Here is a 19,448-nt window from a genome sequence, read left to right on the forward strand (position 1 = left end):
CCGCGGGGAGCCTGCCGTTCCACGTGCCGGACTGGGTGCCGCTGCCGCGCAATCTGCGGTACCGACGCGCGGTCGACCGCCTCGACGGGTTCGTGGACCGACTCCTCGCCGAGCGGCGGGAGAACGCGGTAGCGGGTGGCTCGGACCTCCTCTCGGTCCTGCTCGCCGCCGGGATGGACGACACCGAGGTCCGCGATCACCTCGTCACCTTCCTGCTCGCCGGCCACGAGACGACCGCGCTCGCGCTGACCTACACGCTGTACTGCCTCGCGACCCACCCCGACGAGCAGGCCGCGGTCGCCGCGGAGGTGGCCAAACTCGACGACCGGCCCGGGATGGACGACTCGCTCCCGCGGACCGGTCGCGCGATCCGGGAGGCGATGCGGTGCTACCCGCCGGTCCACCTCGTGATGCGCGAGGCCGTCGCCGACGACACCGTCGGCGGCTACCACGTCCCCGCGGGGAGTCTGGTGCTCTGCTCGCAGTGGGCGACCCACCGCCGACCCGGTCTGTGGGACGATCCCGGGTCGTTCCGGCCGGATCGGTGGGAGGCGAACGATCGCCCGCAGTACGCGTACTTCCCGTTCGGCGCCGGTCCGCGCATCTGTATCGGCCGCCGGTTCGCGCTGCTCGAAGCCCGGCTGGTGCTCGCACGGCTGCTGCAGACGTTCCGAGTGGAACCGGTCACCGAGGAGCTCGATCTTGCGGCGTCGATGACGCTCGCGCCGGCGGGGTCAGTCGAGGTGCGACTGCGCGAACGATAACGGGAGAAAAACGAGGGGGCTACTCCACGTCGGCGGCGGCGTCGTCGGCGGGCTCCTCCTCGGCGTCGTCCTCGGCGTAGTACTCCTCGGTCACCGTCACCCGGGCGCGCTTGATCCGGGTGGTGTCGACCTGTTCGACGCGGATCCGGATCCCGTCGTACTCGATCGTCTCGCCCTCCTCGACGAGGCGGCCGGCGCGGTTGAAGATGAAGCCCGCGAGCGTCTCGAACTCCTCGCCCTCGGGGAGATCGAGGTCGAGTGCCTCGTTCACCTCGTCGATGTTGACCTCGCCGCGGACCAGCGCGGTGTTGTCGTCGACGAACTCGATGGCCTGCTCCTCGTCGCCTTCGAGGATGTCGCCGACGATCTCCTCGACCATGTCCTCCATCGTGATCAGCCCCTCCGTGGTGCCGAACTCGTCGATGACGATCACCATCCGGAGGCGGTTCTCCTGGATCTCCTCCAGCAGTTCGTCGACGTTCTTGGACTCGGGGACGTGCAGCGTCGGCTGCACCAGGTCGTCGAGCGTCGGCTCGCCCTCGCCGTAGTGGGCCGCCCGCACCAGGTCGCGGATGTTCACGACGCCGATGATGTTGTCGAGGTTCCCCTCGTAGACGGGGACGCGCTCGTGGTCCGACTGGACACACTCCTCGATGGCCTCCTCGACGGTGGCGTCTTTCGGCACGGCGGTCATGTCCAGTCGGGGCGTCATGACCTCCTTGGCGATGGTCTGGTTGAACCGGAAGATGCGCTGGAGCATCTCCCGTTCCTCCTCGTCGATGACGCCCTCGCGCTCCCCGGTCCGGATCATGTTCTGGATCTCGTCGCGGGTGACGTAGGAGTCCTCGATGGCGGAGCCGCCGCCGGTGACCCGGTTGATCACCTGCGTGAGGTAGTCGAAGATGACGATCAGCGGGAGCAGCAGACGCTCGGCCCACTTCAGCGGGCGGGCGATGCGCAGCGACCACGACTCGGTGTGTTCGACGGCGTAGGACTTCGGCGCGCTCTCGCCGAACAGCAGCACGACCGTCGTGATGCCGAACGTCGCCGCCAGCACCGCCCGTCCCTCGGTCATGTAGAAGCCGAACAGCCACGTGGCGATCGAGGACATCGCGACGTTCGCGATGTTGTTGCCGACGAGGATGGTCACCAGTAGCCGGTGGGGGTCGTCCAGGAGGTTCTGCACCAACGAGGCCCCGGGAACGTCGTCCTCGACCAACGACTCGACGCGGTGGCTCTCGAGGCCGAACATGGCGATCTCCGACGAGGAGAAGAAGGCGGAGAGCCCGATGAGGACGATCAGGATGCCGACACCGAACGCGAGTGTCGTCGGGGATGCGCCCCCGGTAGACGTCTGCAGAACGCTCCTGCTAAGAGCGGGAATGACCGTGGGAAGCAAGCCCATTTCCCGTCGGCATTCACGGTCGTTCGAATTAAGCGTTCCCCTCCCGGCCGATATCGAGCGATATCGGTCCGTCGGCCACAGCCGACGCGCCGTGTCGTCGCCGACGAGTTTAGGCGCGCCGCGCCGCAATCCGCGAGCATGTCCGAAGAACCGGCGATCACACTCTACCGGCTGCAGGCCTGCCCGTTCTGTGAGCGGGTGGTGCGAATACTCGACGAGTACGACATCGACTACCGCTCCCGGTTCGTCGAGCCGATGCACTCCGACCGGAACGTCGTCAAGCGGCTCAGTGGCAAGCGCTCGGTGCCGGCGCTCGTCGACGGGAACACCGGGGTCACGATGTCGGAGTCGGGCAACATCGTCGAGTACCTCGAGAAGACGTACGGAGGTGAGGCCTGATGGAGTTCGACGTCGTCGACCTCCCCGACGCCGACCACCCCGAGGTCGGCGACACCGCGCCCGACTTCACCCGCCCGCTGGTGAACGAGGAGTACTGGGAGGACCGCTCGCTCTCGTCGCTGACCGCGGACGGCCCCGTCCTGCTCGTCGCCCCCCATGGACGGCGGGTTCCCGGCCACGTACGTCTGGAGAGAGATCGACGACCGCGAGTGGACCGACGTGATCGACGTGGTCGGGCTCTCCATCTCGACGCCGTACGAGCACGGCAGCCTGCTCGAGGAGCACGGGCGCGACGCGCAGCTGTTCTCCGACCCCGGCGCCGGCGTCGCCGAACTGTACGGGATCGAGCACGACCTCGACGGCATGACCGGCATCGTCGAGCACCGGCCGGCGATGTTCCTGCTCGCCGAGGACCGCACCGTCGAGTACGCGTGGGTCGCCAGCGAGTGGCCCGACTTCCCCGACTACGACGCCGTCGAGGCGGCGATCGAGGCGCTGTAGCCGGCCACGCCACGGTCGACCGGTCGTCTTTTTCGCGCCGGTCTCCGAGAGTGGGTATGCGCGATCACCTGATCCAAGCCACCAGCATGCTCGCGATGGGCGAACTGGTGGTGTACCCGACCGACACCGTCTACGGGCTCGGCGCCGACGCGATCGCCGCCGACGCCGTCGAACGGGTGTACGAGCTGAAGGGCCGGTCCCGGGACGACCCGCTCTCGATGGCGGTACCCGACGTGGACGCCGCGCTCGAACACGTCACCGCGACCGAGCGCGAGGAGGCGTTCATGCGGGCGTTCCTCCCCGGCCCGGTGACGGTCGTCCTCGAGCGGCAGTCCCACGTGCCGGACGCGCTCACCGCCGGGGACGATCGGGTCGGCATCCGGATCCCGGACCACGATCTCGCACTCGACATGCTCGACGAGTTCGCCCCCGTCACCGCCACCAGCGCGAACCGCAGCGGCGAGGCGAACGCCACCACGCCCGGCGAACTCGACGACGCGATCCGCGAGGGGGTCGGCGCCGTCGTCGACAGCGGCGAGCTCCCGGGCGGCGAGAGCACGGTTGTCGACCCCGGGGCCGACGAGATCCACCGACGCGGCCGACAGGCCGACGACGTCCACGCGTGGCTCGACGACCACTAACGACCGAGTAGCGAGCGCAGCGACCGTGTTTTCACCCCACAGTCCGCGCGGTACTCACAGGACTCGCACTTGGCGTCGTCGTCGAGCCGCGGCGGCGGGTCGGCCAGGCGCCGAACCGTCCGGAGCAGCTCCCGGTAGCGGGCCGTCTTCCGGGTGGTCAGCCGGACCGGTCGCACGACGCCGACGGCGGGGTACTCCACCAGGGCACGCGGGACCTCCCGCTCGCGCTCCCACGCGAGCGCCTTCGCCAGCGCGACCGCGCGGACCGCCTGGGGCTCCCAAACGCCCTCCGGCGGCGGGACGCCACCGGAGACGAGCACCGGGGTCGGCGGCTCGCTCCCGTCGCCGGCGAGGAGTTTGTGCGCGACGCCGCGGCAGTCCTGGCCAGTCAGCGTGGCGTCGCGCGTGGCCGGGTCGACGAGGCGCTCCCAGCGCTCGCCGGCCGCCAGCGCGTTGAGGTTCCCGCGGTACTCCTCGGGTGGAGCGGCGATCGGGCTGTCGGCGAGTCGGTCGTCGCTCGCCTCGCGGAGTTCGGGGTACTGGAAGGCGAGTTCCCGACGCGCTTGGACCTCGGCGGGCGGGCCACGGTCGTCGGCCTGTCGGGCGTAGTAGAGCTGGCGCGGACAGTACGCGGCGCGGCCGAGATCGCTTGCGGCGACGAGAGACACGGGACGGGTGGTCCCGCCATCCTACTTCAAAAACGGGCTACAGCTGTGTGTTCGTCTCGATGTCCTCCGCGGCCTCCTCCAGTCCGGACTCGCGGGCGTCGGCGGCGTGGCTGTCGCGGAGGTCGGCGTCGGTCAGCAGTTCGGCGAACTCGTCGGTGAACCGGTGGTTCGCGCGGGTGGCGCGGCGCTCGGCGTCGATCACTCGGGAGTAGCGTTCGACCGTCTCCACATCGGCGTCGAGCCGATCGGCCCGCTCCTCGAGCGCCACGTCGTCGACGATGAGCTCCCGGAGCTCGTCCATCGGCAGCGGGGCCTCGCGGTCGCGCTCCCGAACGAGATGGAGATCCAGCCGGGCGCGAAGCACCGACTCCGCGTCGGTACCGAGCGCGTCGGCGATCTCGGCGTCGTCCTCGTCGGCGTAGAACCCCGTCACGACCTGGACCAGCTCGCCGTCGTCGAACCCCGACTGGAACGCGTAGCGCTCGCGCATCCGGCCAACCAGTTCCCTGATCCGCGTCTCGGCCTCCTCGGCCGAGACCGCGTCGCCGAGGTCGCCGCGGTCCTCGGACTGGTCCGCCGTGACCGTCTCCTCGCCGGTGGTCTCGACGAACAGGTCCCGGAGCTCCTCGGTTTGTTCGTCCATAGTGGCGGAACGACGGGGTGCGCGTGAATAAGGGTTGGGTAGCCAACGGTAACCGGCTGTAAACCGCAGCGTTAAGGTAGGTTTACGAAAAGCGTCGGGTGTGTCTACCGCAACTGACTCCGTCGATCTCGTCGGCGACGAGGTGGCTGTCAACCTCGTCCGCGCCGCGCTGTTGGCGGCGCTGATGGGCGCGTTCGCGTTCGTCTCGTTCCCCAATCCGCTGAACCCGGCCGTCCCCGTCACCGCGCAGGTGCTGGGCGTGTTCCTCGCCGGCATCTACCTCGGGCCCGCCTGGGGCGGGTTCGCCATGGTGCTGTACGTGCTGGCCGGCGCGCTGGGTGCGCCCGTGTTCTCGGGCGCCGGCGCCGGCCTGGGCGAGATCTTCGGCCCGACCGGCGGCTACCTCGTCTCCTACCCGTTCGCGGCCGCGCTGATCGGCGCCGTCGTCCACGGCGTCGACGGCCTCGTCGACCCCGAGGGCGTCTCGGTGGCGCGACTCGTCGGGGCGATGGCCGCGGGGACCGTCGTGATCTACGCGCTCGGGATCGTCGTCTACTGGTACTACCTCGACACGAGCCTCGTCGCCGCGATCGTCGGCGCCGGCCTGGCGTTCGTGCCCGCGGAAGCGGTGAAGATGGCCGCCGCCATGGGGATCGTCCGCTCTGAGGAGGTTCAGGCGACCTGACGTGCTCGAACTGGACGGACTGATCCACGAGTACGACGGTGCCCGCGCCGTCGACGGCGTCTCGCTGACGATCCCGGACGGCGAGTTCCTGGTGCTCTGTGGCCCGAACGGCTCCGGGAAGTCGACGCTCGTCAGGCACCTGAACGGCCTGCTCGAACCGGACGCTGGCCGGGTGCTCGTGGACGGCGTCGACGTGAGCGACGCCCCCGTCGCCGCCCGGACCACCGTCGGGATGGCGTTCCAGGAGCCGCGCGACCAGTTCGTCGCGGCCACCGTCGGCGGCGACGTGCGCTTCGGCCCGGAGAACCTGGGGCTCGACCACGAGGAGATCGATCGCCGGGCGGCGAACGCGCTCTCGGCGGTCGGCCTCGACGGCCGGGAGGACGACCGCATCGAGACGCTCTCGGGCGGCGAGCGCGAGCGCCTCGCGGTCGCGGGCGCGCTGGCGATGGAGCCGAGCCATCTCGTGCTCGACGAGCCGTTCACGGGGCTCGATTCGCCCGCCCGCGAACGCCTGCTCGCTCGCCTGCGCGACCTCCACGCCGACGGGACGGGGTTGATCGTCGTCACCCACGACCTCCGATACCTGCTCGACGACGCCGACCGCGTGGTCTGTCTCGCCGACGGCGAAGTGGTCGTCGACGCCAGCCCCGGCGACGCGACCGAGAAACTGACCGAGTACGGCGTCCGCGTGCCGGGTCGCTGAGCGATGCTCGGCTACGAACCCGGCGACTCGCTCGCCCACCGGCTCGATCCGCGGACGAAACTCGCCGTCCAGCTCGCGTTCGCCGCCGCCGCGTTCGCCCACACTGATCCGCGCGGGCTGGCGATGCTGACCGGCGTCACCGCGCTGGCGCTCGCGAGCGCCCGCCTCTCCCCCGTCTCGGTTATCTGGGGATACCGGTTTCTCCTTCCGCTGCTCGCGGCCGCGGTGCTGTTCGAGTTGGTGACGCTCGGGCCGCCGTGGATCGAGTTGGAGGCGGCCGCCGACCCCCTGCTCGCGAGCTACCGGACGCTGCTCATCGTCGCCGTCGCCGCCGGCTACGTCCGGACGACCCCGGCCCGGGAGTCGCGCGCGGCGGTGCAGTGGGCGGTTCCCGGGAAACCGGGGCGGCTGCTGGGCGCGGGTGTGGGGCTGGTGTTCCGGTTCCTCCCCCTGCTGCGCCGCGATCTGGCGGCGATCCGCGACGCCGAGCGGGCCCGCCTGGGCGACGAGCGATCCACCCGCGAACGGCTGGAAACGGTCGGCGCAGCCGGGCTCAGGCGGGCGTTCGCGCGGGCGGACCGGCTCGCGATGGCGCTCTCGGCGCGGTGTTTCTCGTGGAACGCGACGCTGCCGCGGATCCGGTTCCGCGCGGTCGACGTGCCGGCGGTGCTGCTGGCTGCGGGGCTGGGAGCGTCCATGGTCGTCTAACCCGTCGTTGGCATCGCTCGCAGTCGGCAGCATTTAGGTGACGGCACCGCAGCACACACGGTATGCTTGCACAGACGCGCGAGACGTTCTGGACGATTTCGCCGACGGGGAAGGCGGCCTTCTACTTCCTCGCGGCGGCCGCGATCCTGGTGTTCGCCGTCGGCGTCTACGAGCGCTTCCAGCGCTACGCACGGGCGAAAGAGGACCCGTTCCCGCGGCTGGACGATCTGCCGGGCCGCGTCGTCGACGCCGCCACCACGGTGCTCTCGAACCGCCAGCAGTTCGACCGCGACCTGTACGCGGGCGTGATGCACTCGTTCATCCTCTGGGGTTCCTGACGCTGCTGATCGGAACCACCATCCTCGGGTTCGAGATGGACGTGTACCGGGTCGTCACGGGGACGTCGTTCTTCCAGGGCGACTTCTACCTCGCGTACTCGCTGGTGATGGACGCGATGGGGCTGCTGTTCGTCGTCGGCGTCGGGATGGCGATCTACAAGCGCTACGCCCGGCGTGACGGGCGCCTCTGGGGGAAACACACGAGCCTGGAGGACGACGCGTTCGTCTGGACGCTCTTTGCCTTGGGCGTCGGGGGTACGTGCTCGAGGGACTCCGCATCCGCGCGACGGGCTTCCCCGACTTCGAGACGGTCAGCTTCGTCGGCTACTTCGTCGCCATCGTCGTCGAGGCGGTGGGCATCGACGCTACGGGCGCCGAAGCGCTCTACTGGGTTGGCTGGTGGTCCCACTCGCTGATCGCGTTCGGCTTCGTCGCGTTCGTCCCCTACGCCAAGCCGTTCCACATGATCTCCAGCTTCGCGAACGTCGTCGTCAGCGACGAGAAGGCCGGCGCTCGTCTCCCCTCCGTCCCGGCTGATCTCGACGCCGACACCGGCGCCGAGTCCATCGACTCCTTCACCTGGAGCGAGACGCTGGATCAGGACGCCTGTACGAAATGCGGCCGCTGTTCCTCGGTCTGTCCGGCCAACGCCTCCGGCCGGAACCTGGACCCGCGGGACGTGATCCTCGACCTGAAGAGCTACCGCGAGGACGTGGATGCAGGGGGCGAGGAGGTCGACATCATCGCCGACGGCGGCGAGTCCGTCATCGCCGCCGAGACGATGGAGTCCTGTCTCTCCTGTATGGCCTGCATGGACGCCTGCCCGGTCGACATCGAGCACCTGACGAGCTTCACGAAGATGAACCGCCAGCTCGTCGACACCGGCCAGGTCAACAGCGAGATGCAGGACGTGTTCCAGGACGTGATGCAGAAGGGCAACACGTTCGGCGACCCCAACCGCAAGCGCGGCGACTGGTCCGACGAACTGGAGTTCGACGTGACCGACGCCCGCGAGGAGGAGGTCGAGTACCTCTGGTACGTCGGCGACTACCCGAGCTTCGACGACCGGAACAAGAAGGTCGCCCGGGCGCTGGCCCGGGTGTTCGAGGCCGCCGACGTGAGCTACGGCATCCTGTTCGACGACGAGAAGTACGACGGCAACGACATCCGCCGGACGGGCGAGGAGTTCCTCTACATGGAGCTGGCGGGCCACCACGTCGAGACGTTCGACGAGGTGGAGTTCGATCACATCGTCTGCACTGACCCCCACTCGTTCAACACGATCAAGAACGAGTACCCCGAGATCGACTACGCCGAGTTCGCCGACGACCCCGTGATGCCGTTCGAGTACGACGAGGAGTGGAACGCCGACGGCGAGATCGGCGTGTTCCACTGGACGCAGGTCGTCTCGGATCTGGTCGACGCCGGCCGACTCGATCTCTCGGGGGCGAACCTCGACTACACGGTCACCTACCACGACCCCTGTCACCTCGGGCGGTACAACGGCGAGTACGAGGCGCCCCGCCAGCTCATCGAGGCGACGGGCTGTGAGCTCCACGAGATGCCCCGCAGCCGCGACGACTCGTTCTGCTGTGGCGGCGGCGGCGGCGGGCTGTGGATGGAGTTCGACGACGAGCCCAAACCCAGCGAGGAGCGCCTCCGCGAGGGCGTCGAGGACACCGCCGCCGGCAGCGAGATCGAGAAGTTCGTCGTCGCCTGCCCGATGTGTACGACGATGTTCGAGGACGGCCGCAAAACGGGCGGCTTCGAGGACGACCTCGAGATCGTCGACGTGGCCGAACTGCTGGAGGAGGCACTCGACTCCAAGGGCGCGCTGGCCTCGGTCGGCGCCGACGACGGCACCACGGCCGCGAGCGCGGACTGATGGGCTACACGCCGCCGGACACTGTCTTCGGCGTCGACTTCAGCGGCGCGAAGGAGGCCGGAAACAGCATCTGGATCGCGGAGATCGACGGCGGCGACGAGCCCGAACTGGTCGACTGTGCGCCGGTTGCCGAGCGGTTCGACGTAGCCGCCGAGCGGGAATCCGCCCACCGCGCGCTGACCCGTCATCTCGCCGCGCTCGACGGCGACGCCGCGGCGGCGCTCGACTTCCCGTTCGCGCTGCCGTCGTCGGTGGTCGATCCGGCGGATTGGGAGTCGTTCGTTCGCGAGTTCCCGAGCCTGTTTAGCAGTCCCGCCGATCTCCAGCGGCGCTGTCAGTCCCGTGCCGAACTGACTGACGACGACCGCGTCCAGCACGTGCGGGCGACCGAGGAGGCCGTCGGCGCGCTCTCGCCGTACAACCGCCGGCTCCGGAGCCAGACGTTCTACGGGGTTCGCGACGTGCTCCGGCCGCTGGTGCTCGCCGACGCGGTCCGGGTGGCGCCGATGCAGAGCCTCGCCCCGGAGAAACCGACGCTGTTGGAGACGTACCCTGCGGCGGCGCTGGACAGCCTCGACGGCGAGACCCACCGCGCCGGCTACAAGGAGACGAGCGAGGCGGGGCGAAAGCGCCGGACAGCGAACCTCGACGCGCTCGGTCGCGAGAGCGAACTGACGGTCCCCGAGCCCATGCGCGGTCGCCTCCTGGCCGACGCCGGCGGCGACGGTCTGGACGCCGTGCTCGCGGCGTTCGCCGGCTGGCGTAACACCGTCGATCCGGCGAACCTCGATATCGACGACGGCGAGTACCGCGAAGAAGGGTATATCTACGTGTGACCGGGGACGGTTTCGACGGCAGCCGGTCGTCGACGCCGCAACGATCCGGCCGTGCGACTGGGTGTGGCCTCAGTTACGGGGGATCGATTGATCGACCGCGGAACGGTCACGGCATCATCGGGTGATCATCGAGCAGCGACATGACTCGGGCTTCTGCCTTTCGCAGGTGGTCGGCGGCAGTGCTTTTCGAACAGTCTACTTCGTCGGCGATCTCTCGAACCGTGGTCTGTCGAGGCGTTTCGTAGTAGCCCCGCTCCCGTGCGACGTCGAGCACCTCTCTCTGCCGGGCGGTGAGCGCAGACGCTCGTGACTCCCGGTACGCGTCGTACTCTCCGAGGCGACTGACGGAGACAGAAAGCTCGTCGGGAAGGTCGGCGACGAGGCTCTGGAGCGCGTCCTGGTCGCCGGCGACCTCGATGGTCACCTCACCGTCACTACCGTACTCGATCGGCGGGACGAGAAGCAGGTCGGTCCCGTCGAGGAGTGCCCGAAGCTGACTGGCGAAACCCCGTGCCGCCTCCCGAATGTAGACGTAAAAACTTCGGTCATCAACCGGCGTTACGCTGTATTCCGAAACCGTGTCCACGGCGTCGAGTCTCGTAACGTACTCTTCGCGTCGTCCATCAGCGGTCCCGACGACGTGCAGCAAGGCAGCAACGTAGTCGGGGTTCGAGAAGTTCCAGTGTCGGAGGTACGCGCGGCGAATCGAGTTGTCCTCCACGAGAAACTGATGCATCGGATGTCTCAGCCCGGCAGGAGGCTGAATCCGCAGTTGGAGATACCGCATTGTCGCTGGCTATGGTGTGATTTGTACTAAAAAACCGGACGTATCCGACAGTGTACTTGTCCGGAGTAGGCGGACGGGAGCGTTCCGAGTCGCGTGGCCTCAAAGCGCCCGCCACGGGGGCTGGTGCGGGCGAGGGCACCGCACAGCCCGCACCACACGCGTTTTACCCCTCCACCGACAAGCCGAGGTATGACCGACCCCGGTTCGCTCTCCGTCACGATCGTCGACGGCTACGTCGACGAGCCGGCCCACTTCGGGGTCCCGCCGTACATCTCCACCTACCCCCGATTCACCGCCGGCGCGCTCGTCGACGCCGGCGTCCCCCGCGAGCAGATCACCTACCACACGATCGACGAACTCCGGGACGACCGGATGAAGTGGGGCGACGTGTCGACGGCCGACCTGTTCGTCTACGTCGGCGGGATGACCGTCCCCGGGAAGTACGTCGGCGGCACACCCGCCGAACCGGACGAGGTGAAGGAGCTGGCGTGGACCGCGAAGGGGACCACGCTGCTCGGCGGCCCCGTCCGCTTCGGCGTCGGCGAGGAGAACGCCGGCGCCCAGGAGATGGAGCGCAAGGATCTCGACTACGAGTTCGTCGCGAAGGGCGACATCGAGGCCGCCGCCTACGACCTCGTCGACTCCGGGCTCGAGGGGTTCAACAACCGAATGCGCGACAACGAGGAGCTCGACCGCTGGGCCTCGAAGGGCGCGTTCGTCGTCGAGCAACACCCCAACCACCCCGACTACCTGATCGCGGAGATGGAGACCTCCCGCGGGTGTGCGTACCGCTGCTCGTTCTGTACCGAGCCGCTGTACGGCAACCCCGCGTTCCGTACGCCTGAATCAGTCGTCGACGAAGTCGACCGGCTCTCGAACCACGGCGTCGAACACTTCCGGCTCGGCCGGCAGGCCGACATTCTCGCCTTCGGCGGCGACGGCGAGGCGCCGAACCCCGACGCGATCCGGGCGCTGTACGGCGGCATTCGCGAGGTGGCGCCCGACCTGAAGACACTGCATCTCGACAACATGAACCCCGTGACGATCACGGACTACCCCGAAGCGTCGCGGGAGGCCATCGAGATCATCGCCGAGCACAACACCCCCGGCGACACCGCCGCGTTCGGCCTGGAGTCGGCGGACCCGGTCGTCCAGGAGCAGAACAACCTGCTCGTCACGGCCGACGAGTGCTTAGAGGCCGTCCGCATCGTGAACGAGGCCGGCGGCTGGCGGCCCGCAGAGAACCGGCTGCCCAAACTGCTGCCGGGGATCAACCTCGTCCACGGGCTGGCGGGCGAGCGCCCCGAAACGTACGACCACAACCGCCGCTTCCTCCGGCAGGTGTACGACGAGGGGCTGATGCTCCGCCGGATCAACATCCGGCAGGTGATGGCGTTCGCCGGCACGGAGATGGGCGACACGGGCGCCGACATCGCCAAGGAGCACAGAGAGCAGTTCCAGGCGTACAAACGCGAGGTCCGCGAGCAGGTGGACAACCCGATGCTCCAGCGCGTCGTCCCGCCAGGGACGGTGCTGCCGGACGTACATCTCGAGTACCACGAGGACGGCAAGACGTTCGGCCGCCAGCTCGGTACCTACCCGCTGCTGGTGGGGATTCCGGGCGAGCGCGAACTCGGCCGGACCATCGACGTGGCCATCGTCGACCACGGCTACCGCTCGGTGACGGGGGTCCCCTACCCCTCGACGTAAACGCCGCGTCGATGGACGAGCTCGCGACGATCCCGGGCGTCAGCGACGGCCGCGCGGGCGACATCGTCGTCTCGCGCCCCTACGACTCCGTCGAGGAGGCCGGCGACGCCGCGGACGTGGACCTCTCGCTGTTCGCGACCGCGGGCGACGCCGACGTGGACGTGACCCGAACGTTCGAGCCCGGGAGCCGCGCGGACTGATGGCCGAGCAGTTCCCCGTCGACCGTGTCGCAGTGCCAGTCGAGAGCCGCGCACCGAGCGGGGCGACCAACGCCTACGTCGTCGGCGACGCGCCGGCGCTGCTCGTCGACCCTGCGGGGCGCACGGATCGCCTCGACGCCCTCGTCGCCGACCGCGAGATCGGCGCCATCGCGGTCACGCACACCCACCCGGATCACGTCGGCGCCGTCGCCGACTACGCCACCGAAACCGGGGCGAGCCTGCTGGCACGGCGACCGGCGCGGTTCGCGGCAGAAACCGGCGTCGAGCCCGACCGACAGATCACCGAGGGCAGCGCGATCGACACCGACGCGGGCACGGTGAGGGTGCTCGACACGCCGGGTCACGCCGTCGACCACGTCGCCTTCGAACTCGACGGCGCCGTGCTCTGTGGCGACCTCGCGGTCGCCGAGGGGAGCGTCGTCGTCGGCGCCCCGGAGGGCGACCTGCGGGCGTACCTCAGCTCGCTCCGCCGGCTCCGCGCACGAGCGCCCGACCGGCTACTGCCGGGCCACGGGCCGGCGATGGACGACGAGCCGACGCCGCGGGCGAGCCTCGACCGGCTGATCGGCCACCGACTCGATCGGGAGGCCGCCGTCCTCGACGCCGTCGACGCCGGCGCGGCCGATCTCGACGCCGTCCTCGACACCGCCTACGAGAAGGATCTCTCCGGGGTTCGCGACCTCGCCCGGGCGACCGTTCGGGCCCACCTCGAGAAGCTGGCCGTGGAGGGCCGCGTCGACTGGGACCCCGACACGGGGCGGGTCGAGCCGGCCTAACGCCGCCTCGGGCGCCCGACGCCGACGACGTTTTCCCCCGCGGTCACCGAACGCGGGTGTGTCCCTGGAAGACGAGCTCGACCGCGCCCGCGGGCTCGACACGGCCGCTCTCGCCGACGCCATCGAGTCCCTCGGCTTCGAGTGCACGCGGTGTGGCGCCTGCTGTACCCGGGAGGAGACGCCCGACGGCGACACCGAGCCGCATACGGCGACGGTGTTCCCCGACGAGGTTCGGACCCTCCAGCAAGCCGGCGACGCCGACCGTGAGTGGCGCGACGTGGCGCGACCGATGCCGTACGGGCTCTCCGAGGGCGACGACGGCCCCGAGGGGGAGACGTTCGAGTGGGCCCTCCAGACCGACGCCTGCGGCGACTGCGCCTTCTACGAGGAAACGGACGGGCTGGGCGCCTGCACGGTGCACGCGGACCGACCGCTGATCTGTGAGACCTACCCCTTCAGCGTCGCGCTCGGCGGCACCGCCGAACCGGCCGGCGAGCCCGTCGACGCCGAGGGGATCGTCCGCGCCCACGAGTGCGAGGGACTGGGTCGGGAGATCAGCCGCAAGGACGCCGAGGAGCTGGCTGCGGCGCTGAAAACGCGCACCGTCCGGGAGCTGGAGGAGGCCATCGCGCTGCGGGACCAGTACGAGCCGGTCGACGCCGACGACGGCGAGGTGGTGGTTCACGACTCCGAGGGCGCGAAACGCGCGGACGGAACCACCATCGAGCGAGCCGAGTGAACGCGAGTTCACTGCCCCGTGAGAGCGGTACACATATTACGGAGGCCCGACTGGTCGTAGTCGAGTCTCAGCTATGGAGATCTCCGACGAACTACTTTGTCTGTTCAGTGCTACTGTCCGCGAAGAAGGCGACCGGTACGTCGTCGAAGTGCCCAAACGCGAGATCGAGCGCGGCTCGCTCGATTCGGGCGACACCTACCGCGTCGCCCTGATCGACGGGGACGGCGACGGCGGCGACGCCGAGACGGCGTCCACCACCCAGCGTACGGGCGGCGAGGGCGAGCCCCAGCCACCCGTCGAGAAAGGCGAAGTGCGCTACGTCGAGGTGGAGGACATCGGCAAGCAGGGCGACGGGATCGCGCGCGTCGAGCGGGGGTACGTGATCATCGTCCCCGGCGCGGACGTGGGTGAGCGAGTGAAGATCGAAGTGTCCGAGGTGAAGTCGAACTTCGCCGTCGGGGAGATAATCGAGGAGTAGCTACCCGACCTGGGCGTTCCACCAGGAGACCGAACAGAGCTTCTCGCCCAGCGACGAGCTTCCGATCGCCGTGTCCAGCTTCCTGAACTGCCCCGCCATCGCGTCGGGGATCTTCCGGTAGAAGCCGTAGGGGAGCACGAAGTCGTGTTCGGCGTCGGCGAGCTCCAGATCCGCCGAGTGGAGCAGGTCTTCGACCTCGTCGCGGCCGTAGAGATGTGACCCCATCGGCAGCAGTCGGTTGTACAGCACGCGCGTGCTGAAGTCGTTGAACGTGTCGAAAAACACCTGCTCCTTCGAGACGCGAGCCATCTCCGCCATGAACTTCCGCGGCGTGGGTGCGAGGTGGAAAAACCGCATCGCGACCACCGTGTCGAAGTGATCGTCGGGGAAGGGGAGTCGGGCGGCGTCGCCGCGCATGAACTCCACGCGGTCGTCGACGCCGGCCTGTCGGGCCTTCTCGCGACCCTGGGTCAGCATCGCGTCGGAGATATCCAGTCCGACGATGTTCGCCCCGCGTTCGGCCAGCATCACCGTGAACCGGCCGGTCCCGCAGGCGATCTCCAGTACGCTCCGGTCCTCGACGGGTCCCACGGCGTCGAGCACCGCCTGCTTCTCTCGGCGATCGATCAGGCGGCCGCCACGGGAGAACCGCTTGGCGTCGTACTCCTCGGCGACGTCGTCGGCCTGGTACCACTCCTTTCCCTTCACGCTATCGGGAGTCACGTGCCGAACACTAAAACCGTACTGCTTGCCGAACCGCGGGCGGCGGCGGCCGAACTGCGGGTCACTAGACGCGTTCTCGGCGCCGGTAGCAGTAGGCGACGAAAAGCGGCGTGGAGAGCAGCCCCAGCGGGAGAAACTGCGTCGCGACGAGGTGGAGGAGCCCGAGTACGCCGACGGCGTACCGGTTCGGCGACCACCAGCCGCGGTCAGCGAGTGCGCGGGCGTCCATGACCACTGCGACGGCGACGACGGCGCCGAAGAGGATCGAGAGCCACGAGCCGGCGACGGTCAGCAGGAAGGCTGCGATCCCCGCCAGCGCGTCTGCGTCGGAGAACGAGCCGGACGACGTGAGGGAGACGAACGCCCACATCCCCCCAGCCGCGGCGACAGAGAGCAGCAGGGGGAGCGGGAACAGGTAGACGCCGTACCGCCAGTCCGTGTCGGAGGAGGAGGGCACGCGGCGAGTGACGACCCATTACTGTAACAACGTTTCGGAGAGCGGTTCGCTCCCGACACCACAGCGCTACCGCTCGTCGCCGGCCCGACCGTCGAGGAACTCGTTCACGAGCGTCGGCACGAGCACGCCGACACCGAGAATCAGCGCTGCGGACTGCCACTGCTGGAGCGTCGTGAGGCTGTTCGCGACGTACAGCGAGGCGATCGCGAGGGCGATGCAGACGGCGATGACCGTGTTCTCGCGGGAGACCATAGCTGTCGAATGTCGCGGCGGCGACAAGAAACCACCGTCGACGACCCCGGCGTTAGCCGGCGGTCAGGATCCGCTCGGTCGGGATCTTGATCAACACGCGCGGGCCGGACTCCTCGCCGTGGTGCGGGTACTCGTCGACGTCGAAGTAGCGCTGGGCGAGTTCGTCGATGTGGGCTTTCGCGCCGGCTTCGGTGAGTTCGGCCTCCCCTGGACCGAGACGTAGCGGTAGGGGTCGTCCGGGTCGTAGACGGAGAGCCCGACCATCGGTTCGCGCCGGACGTTCTTCTCCTTCCGGCGGCCGCGGGCGGTGTTGACGAGCACGTACTCCCGGTCCTCGTGGTCGACCCAGACCGGCGTGACGTGGGGCATCCCGTTGGGCATGATGGTCGCGAGGTGGGCGAACGACTCCGACTCGAAGATGTCGACGTGGGACTCAGGTATCACGTTTCGGGGATGGAACGGGGCCGAAGTAAGCGTTCGCCCCGTCCTGGGCGACCACGTTTTTAAACCTCGGACCGATGAAGGAGGAGTATGGATCTCTCGGTAGTAGTCCCGACGCTCAACGGTCGGGACCGACTCGCGGCCAGCCTCGACTCGCTGGCCTCGCGTGCGCCCAACGCGGAGGTGGTCGTCGTCAACGGCCCCTCCGCCGACGGCACTACCGGGATGGTGCGGGAACGCGCCGACGTGGACGTGCTGGTCGAGGTCGCCGACCGCTGTATCAACGTCGCCCGGAACGCGGGGATCGCCGCCGCCACCGGCGACGCCATCGCCCTGCTGGGGTTCGACCTCCGGATCGCCGAGGGCTGGGTCGACGCCATCCGGGACGGGCTCGCGGCGGCCAACGCGGTTACCGGCCCCGTGAGCCGCGGTGACGACGACAACAGCGACGAACTCGAACGCCGGGAGATCGCGGGCCGGGACGTGCGCTACTTCAACGGCGACAACGTCGCTTTCCGCGCCACGACGCTGCGGGAGACGCTCGATGGGTTCGACGAGTACCTCCGGACCGGCGGCGCCCGTGACGCCGCCCACCGCCTCGCCGGCGCCGGCTACGAGGTCGCGTGGCACGACGGGATGCGGACGAACCGGGAGGCCGACGAACACGCCGGCCCCGGCCCCCACGGGCCGGACGAACAGCACCGGAACTGGAAGTACCGGTCGCTCAGCTACCGGCTGACCAAGAACTACGGCCCGCGGCCGACCGTGGCGCGGCGGACGCTCACCCACGCGTTCGGCGACGCCGCCGACGCCGCGCGGGCAGTGCTCCGCGGCGAGGGGAGCCCGTCGGCGTGGTTCGGCAGCGGGCGGGAGGTGATCAGCGGGATCCTCCGGGGCAGCGCCGACGGGCTGGTCGCCCGCGCCCGCGACCGCAGCGACACGCGCAACCCCTCCGGGCTCAGCGTCGAGAAACAGCGCGCGGTGGCGACGTACGACCGCCGGGAGTAGCGTCCGACAGCGCGACAAGCGACGCCTCCTGCCCGGCGACCTCAGAGATCCGGCAGGAGCCCCGGCACCACCCGCGCGGGGTTTTTGGTGAACGCCCGGCGCATCGCGTCCTCCGACACGTCGAGGGTGAGGATCTCCATGACGCCGACGTTGGGGTGGACCGACGGCGCCCCGCTCCCGAACAGGATCCGGTCGGGGTGTTCGAGCAGGCCCCGCTCCAGAACGTCCCGATCCGGCACGTACGCGGTGTCGAGATAGAGGTCGTCGTGTGTCTCCAGCAGCGAGAGCGCCGTGTCCATCAGACTCTCCTGCAGCGGATAGCCGCCGAAGGAGGTCAGGACCACCGGGAACCCCGGCCGAGCAGCGCGTCGGCGACCGCACTGGGCGGGCAGTGCTCGCCGGCGTGGACGAGCACGGGGTCGCCGACGGCGGCGAGTTCGTCGACGACCGCCTCCGTCGGCAGGCCGTCGTGGGCCGGGTCGAGCGTGAACCCGTGGTAGCGGTCGTCGTAGGCGTACTGCTCCACGTCGCCGGCAGTGGTGTGGTGTGACTTCTGCCGTTTGACGGGGTTGACGAGCGGCCCGACGACCCGGCTCACGTGTCGGGGGCCGCTGAGGCGGGCGAACGCCAGCAGCGGCCGATCGACGCTCAGGCGGGCGACCGCGTTGTTCGCCCGGAGGTACCCCTCCCCTTCGGCGTCCGGCCCGGTGAGGCCGCCGCGCGCTCGACACCGGCCTGGTGCATCTCCCGCTCCAGTCGCTCGGGAGACACCTGCCGGCCCCGGACCGCGACGGCCTCCTCGTCCGGATCGAGTCGCGTGTGCACGTCGGCGACCCGGAAGCCGTGCTCCAACTCCAGCATCTGGTTGGCTGTCTTCTCGATGACGCAAAAAGGGATGGGTCGCGCTTCCCCACCCCGTTCGGGGTTCTGAACCCTTAACTGCCGGCCGCTCCGACGTTGCGACCGATGAGCGACCTCCCCGAGGATTTCGACTGCACGATCACCGACTGGGAGTACATCTACGGGCTCTGCCGGGACGTGGCCGAGGAGGTGCGTGACGACGAGTTCGACCCGGACGTCGTCGTCGCCCTGGCCCGCGGGGGCTGGTTCGCGGGGCGGAGCCTCTGTGACTTCCTGGGCCTCGACGATCTCGCGAGCCTGAAGATGGAACACTACGTCGGCACCGCCGAGAAGGCCGACAGCACCGAGGTGCGCTACCCGATGCCGGAGGGCAGCGTCGATGGCAAGGACGTGCTGATCATCGACGACATCGCCGACACCGGCGGGTCGATCAAGCGTGCCGACGAGTACGTCCGAGACCGCAACCCCGGGACGGTGCGGACCGCGACGCTGCAGCTGTTGGGCACTTCCGAGTTCGAGCCGGACTACGTCGGCGAGTACCTCTCGGAGTGGACGTGGATGGTGTACCCGTGGAACTTCATCGAGGACATGGTCGACCTGATCTCCGGCGCGATGGCTCAGGAGGCCGACGGCGAGCTGTTCGACGAGGACGACATCCGCGGCCTGCTCTCGGAGCACCACGGGATCAACCGCATCGAGATGGAGATCGCCCAGCCCGACCGGCTGGAGGAGGTGCTCGAGGAGATGGTCCACCGCGGCTACCTCGACCGCGAGGGCGACGCCTGGCGGCTGGTCTCCGAAGACGGCGACGCCTGA

Annotated in this window: 19 protein-coding genes and 5 pseudogenes; 15 read left to right on the plus strand and 9 right to left on the minus strand. The window is 69.3% G+C overall.

The annotated features are described in order from the left end of the window. The first annotated feature begins 23 nt into the window (after positions 1–23). The gene (locus SY89_RS01310) at positions 24–764 is read left to right on the plus strand and encodes a cytochrome P450 (RefSeq protein ID WP_054582845.1); all 741 of its coding nucleotides are present in this window, start codon (positions 24–26) and stop codon (positions 762–764) included. 19 nt (positions 765–783) lie between these two features. On the opposite strand, the gene SY89_RS01315 is transcribed toward SY89_RS01310, so the two are convergent. Further along, positions 784–2,169, minus strand: a complete 1,386-nt coding sequence (locus SY89_RS01315; protein ID WP_054582846.1) for a hemolysin family protein — start codon at positions 2,167–2,169, stop codon at positions 784–786. Positions 2,170–2,307: 138 nt separating this feature from the next. Between SY89_RS01315 and SY89_RS01320 the strand changes: the two genes are divergently transcribed. The 3 genes and pseudogenes from SY89_RS01320 (at position 2,308) to SY89_RS01330 (ending at position 3,710) form a co-directional block, all read left to right on the plus strand. Continuing rightward, complete coding sequence (locus SY89_RS01320) at positions 2,308–2,568, plus strand: glutaredoxin family protein (protein WP_054582847.1); 261 nt, start codon at positions 2,308–2,310, stop codon at positions 2,566–2,568. Next, positions 2,565–3,069 (plus strand): annotated as a pseudogene (locus SY89_RS01325) (redoxin domain-containing protein). Before SY89_RS01320 ends, SY89_RS01325 begins: the two are co-directional and overlap by 4 nt. A gap of 56 nt (positions 3,070–3,125) precedes the next feature. Then, positions 3,126–3,710, plus strand: a complete 585-nt coding sequence (locus SY89_RS01330) for an L-threonylcarbamoyladenylate synthase (RefSeq protein ID WP_054582848.1) — start codon at positions 3,126–3,128, stop codon at positions 3,708–3,710. Here SY89_RS01330 and SY89_RS01335 read toward each other — a convergent pair. Both SY89_RS01335 and SY89_RS01340 read right to left on the minus strand, forming a co-directional pair. Further along, positions 3,707–4,378, minus strand: a complete 672-nt coding sequence (locus SY89_RS01335) for a CRISPR-associated protein Cas4 (protein WP_054582849.1) — start codon at positions 4,376–4,378, stop codon at positions 3,707–3,709. The genes SY89_RS01330 and SY89_RS01335 overlap by 4 nt on opposite strands. 37 nt (positions 4,379–4,415) lie before the next feature. Continuing rightward, positions 4,416–5,021 (minus strand): DUF445 domain-containing protein, encoded by a 606-nt coding sequence (locus tag SY89_RS01340; RefSeq protein ID WP_054582850.1) that lies wholly within the window; start codon positions 5,019–5,021, stop codon positions 4,416–4,418. A 100-nt stretch (positions 5,022–5,121) separates the two neighbouring features. On the opposite strand from SY89_RS01340, the gene SY89_RS01345 reads away from it, so the two are divergent. The 5 genes and pseudogenes from SY89_RS01345 to SY89_RS01365 all read left to right on the plus strand — a co-directional run bounded on the left by SY89_RS01345 (position 5,122) and on the right by SY89_RS01365 (position 10,179). Next, positions 5,122–5,706, plus strand: coding sequence for a biotin transporter BioY (locus SY89_RS01345; RefSeq protein WP_054582851.1), 585 nt, complete (start codon positions 5,122–5,124; stop codon positions 5,704–5,706). 1 nt (position 5,707) lies between these two features. Further along, positions 5,708–6,412, plus strand: coding sequence for an energy-coupling factor ABC transporter ATP-binding protein (locus tag SY89_RS01350; protein WP_054582852.1), 705 nt, complete (start codon positions 5,708–5,710; stop codon positions 6,410–6,412). Between the two features lie 3 nt (positions 6,413–6,415). After that, positions 6,416–7,120, plus strand: coding sequence for an energy-coupling factor transporter transmembrane component T family protein (locus SY89_RS01355; RefSeq protein ID WP_054582853.1), 705 nt, complete (start codon positions 6,416–6,418; stop codon positions 7,118–7,120). Positions 7,121–7,182: 62 nt separating this feature from the next. Beyond that, positions 7,183–9,343: pseudogene (locus tag SY89_RS01360) on the plus strand ((Fe-S)-binding protein). After that, a complete protein-coding gene (locus SY89_RS01365) occupies positions 9,343–10,179 on the plus strand; it encodes a DUF429 domain-containing protein (protein WP_054582854.1) in 837 nt (278 codons plus the stop codon). Before SY89_RS01360 ends, SY89_RS01365 begins: the two are co-directional and overlap by 1 nt. Positions 10,180–10,285: 106 nt before the next feature. On the opposite strand, the gene SY89_RS01370 is transcribed toward SY89_RS01365, so the two are convergent. After that, positions 10,286–10,915 (minus strand): helix-turn-helix domain-containing protein, encoded by a 630-nt coding sequence (locus tag SY89_RS01370; protein ID WP_239685484.1) that lies wholly within the window; start codon positions 10,913–10,915, stop codon positions 10,286–10,288. Positions 10,916–11,155: 240 nt separating this feature from the next. Here SY89_RS01370 and SY89_RS01375 point away from each other — a divergent pair. The 4 genes and pseudogenes from SY89_RS01375 (at position 11,156) to SY89_RS01390 (ending at position 14,890) form a co-directional block, all read left to right on the plus strand. Next, positions 11,156–12,876, plus strand: a pseudogene (locus SY89_RS01375) (radical SAM protein). Beyond that, positions 12,876–13,673 (plus strand): MBL fold metallo-hydrolase, encoded by a 798-nt coding sequence (locus tag SY89_RS01380; protein WP_054582856.1) that lies wholly within the window; start codon positions 12,876–12,878, stop codon positions 13,671–13,673. Before SY89_RS01375 ends, SY89_RS01380 begins: the two are co-directional and overlap by 1 nt. A gap of 58 nt (positions 13,674–13,731) precedes the next feature. Continuing rightward, positions 13,732–14,412: a YkgJ family cysteine cluster protein gene (locus tag SY89_RS01385; RefSeq protein ID WP_054582857.1), complete on the plus strand. Its 681-nt coding sequence runs from the start codon at positions 13,732–13,734 to the stop codon at positions 14,410–14,412. A gap of 73 nt (positions 14,413–14,485) precedes the next feature. Continuing rightward, positions 14,486–14,890, plus strand: a complete 405-nt coding sequence (locus SY89_RS01390) for a TRAM domain-containing protein (protein WP_054582858.1) — start codon at positions 14,486–14,488, stop codon at positions 14,888–14,890. Here SY89_RS01390 and SY89_RS01395 read toward each other — a convergent pair whose 3' ends face one another. The 4 genes and pseudogenes from SY89_RS01395 to SY89_RS01410 all read right to left on the minus strand — a co-directional run bounded on the left by SY89_RS01395 (position 14,891) and on the right by SY89_RS01410 (position 16,766). Next, complete coding sequence (locus tag SY89_RS01395; RefSeq protein WP_054582859.1) at positions 14,891–15,598, minus strand: class I SAM-dependent methyltransferase; 708 nt, start codon at positions 15,596–15,598, stop codon at positions 14,891–14,893. A 79-nt stretch (positions 15,599–15,677) separates the two neighbouring features. Further along, positions 15,678–16,070 (minus strand): hypothetical protein, encoded by a 393-nt coding sequence (locus SY89_RS01400; protein WP_054582860.1) that lies wholly within the window; start codon positions 16,068–16,070, stop codon positions 15,678–15,680. A gap of 66 nt (positions 16,071–16,136) precedes the next feature. Further along, on the minus strand, positions 16,137–16,322 hold the full coding sequence (locus SY89_RS01405; protein WP_054582861.1) for a hypothetical protein: 186 nt from the start codon (positions 16,320–16,322) through the stop codon (positions 16,137–16,139). A 52-nt stretch (positions 16,323–16,374) separates the two neighbouring features. Then, positions 16,375–16,766, minus strand: a pseudogene (locus SY89_RS01410) (PPOX class F420-dependent oxidoreductase). An 87-nt stretch (positions 16,767–16,853) separates the two neighbouring features. Here SY89_RS01410 and SY89_RS01415 point away from each other — a divergent pair. Beyond that, on the plus strand, positions 16,854–17,771 hold the full coding sequence (locus SY89_RS01415) for a glycosyltransferase family 2 protein (RefSeq protein ID WP_054582862.1): 918 nt from the start codon (positions 16,854–16,856) through the stop codon (positions 17,769–17,771). A gap of 41 nt (positions 17,772–17,812) precedes the next feature. Here the strand turns inward: SY89_RS01415 and SY89_RS01420 are convergent. Next, positions 17,813–18,632: pseudogene (locus tag SY89_RS01420) on the minus strand (amidohydrolase family protein). Between the two features lie 105 nt (positions 18,633–18,737). On the opposite strand from SY89_RS01420, the gene SY89_RS01425 reads away from it, so the two are divergent. Beyond that, on the plus strand, positions 18,738–19,448 hold the full coding sequence (locus SY89_RS01425; protein ID WP_054582863.1) for a phosphoribosyltransferase: 711 nt from the start codon (positions 18,738–18,740) through the stop codon (positions 19,446–19,448).

The organism is Halolamina pelagica, from assembly GCF_001307315.1.
In the GTDB taxonomy this organism is placed as follows: Archaea; Halobacteriota; Halobacteria; order Halobacteriales; family Haloferacaceae; genus Halolamina; species Halolamina pelagica_B.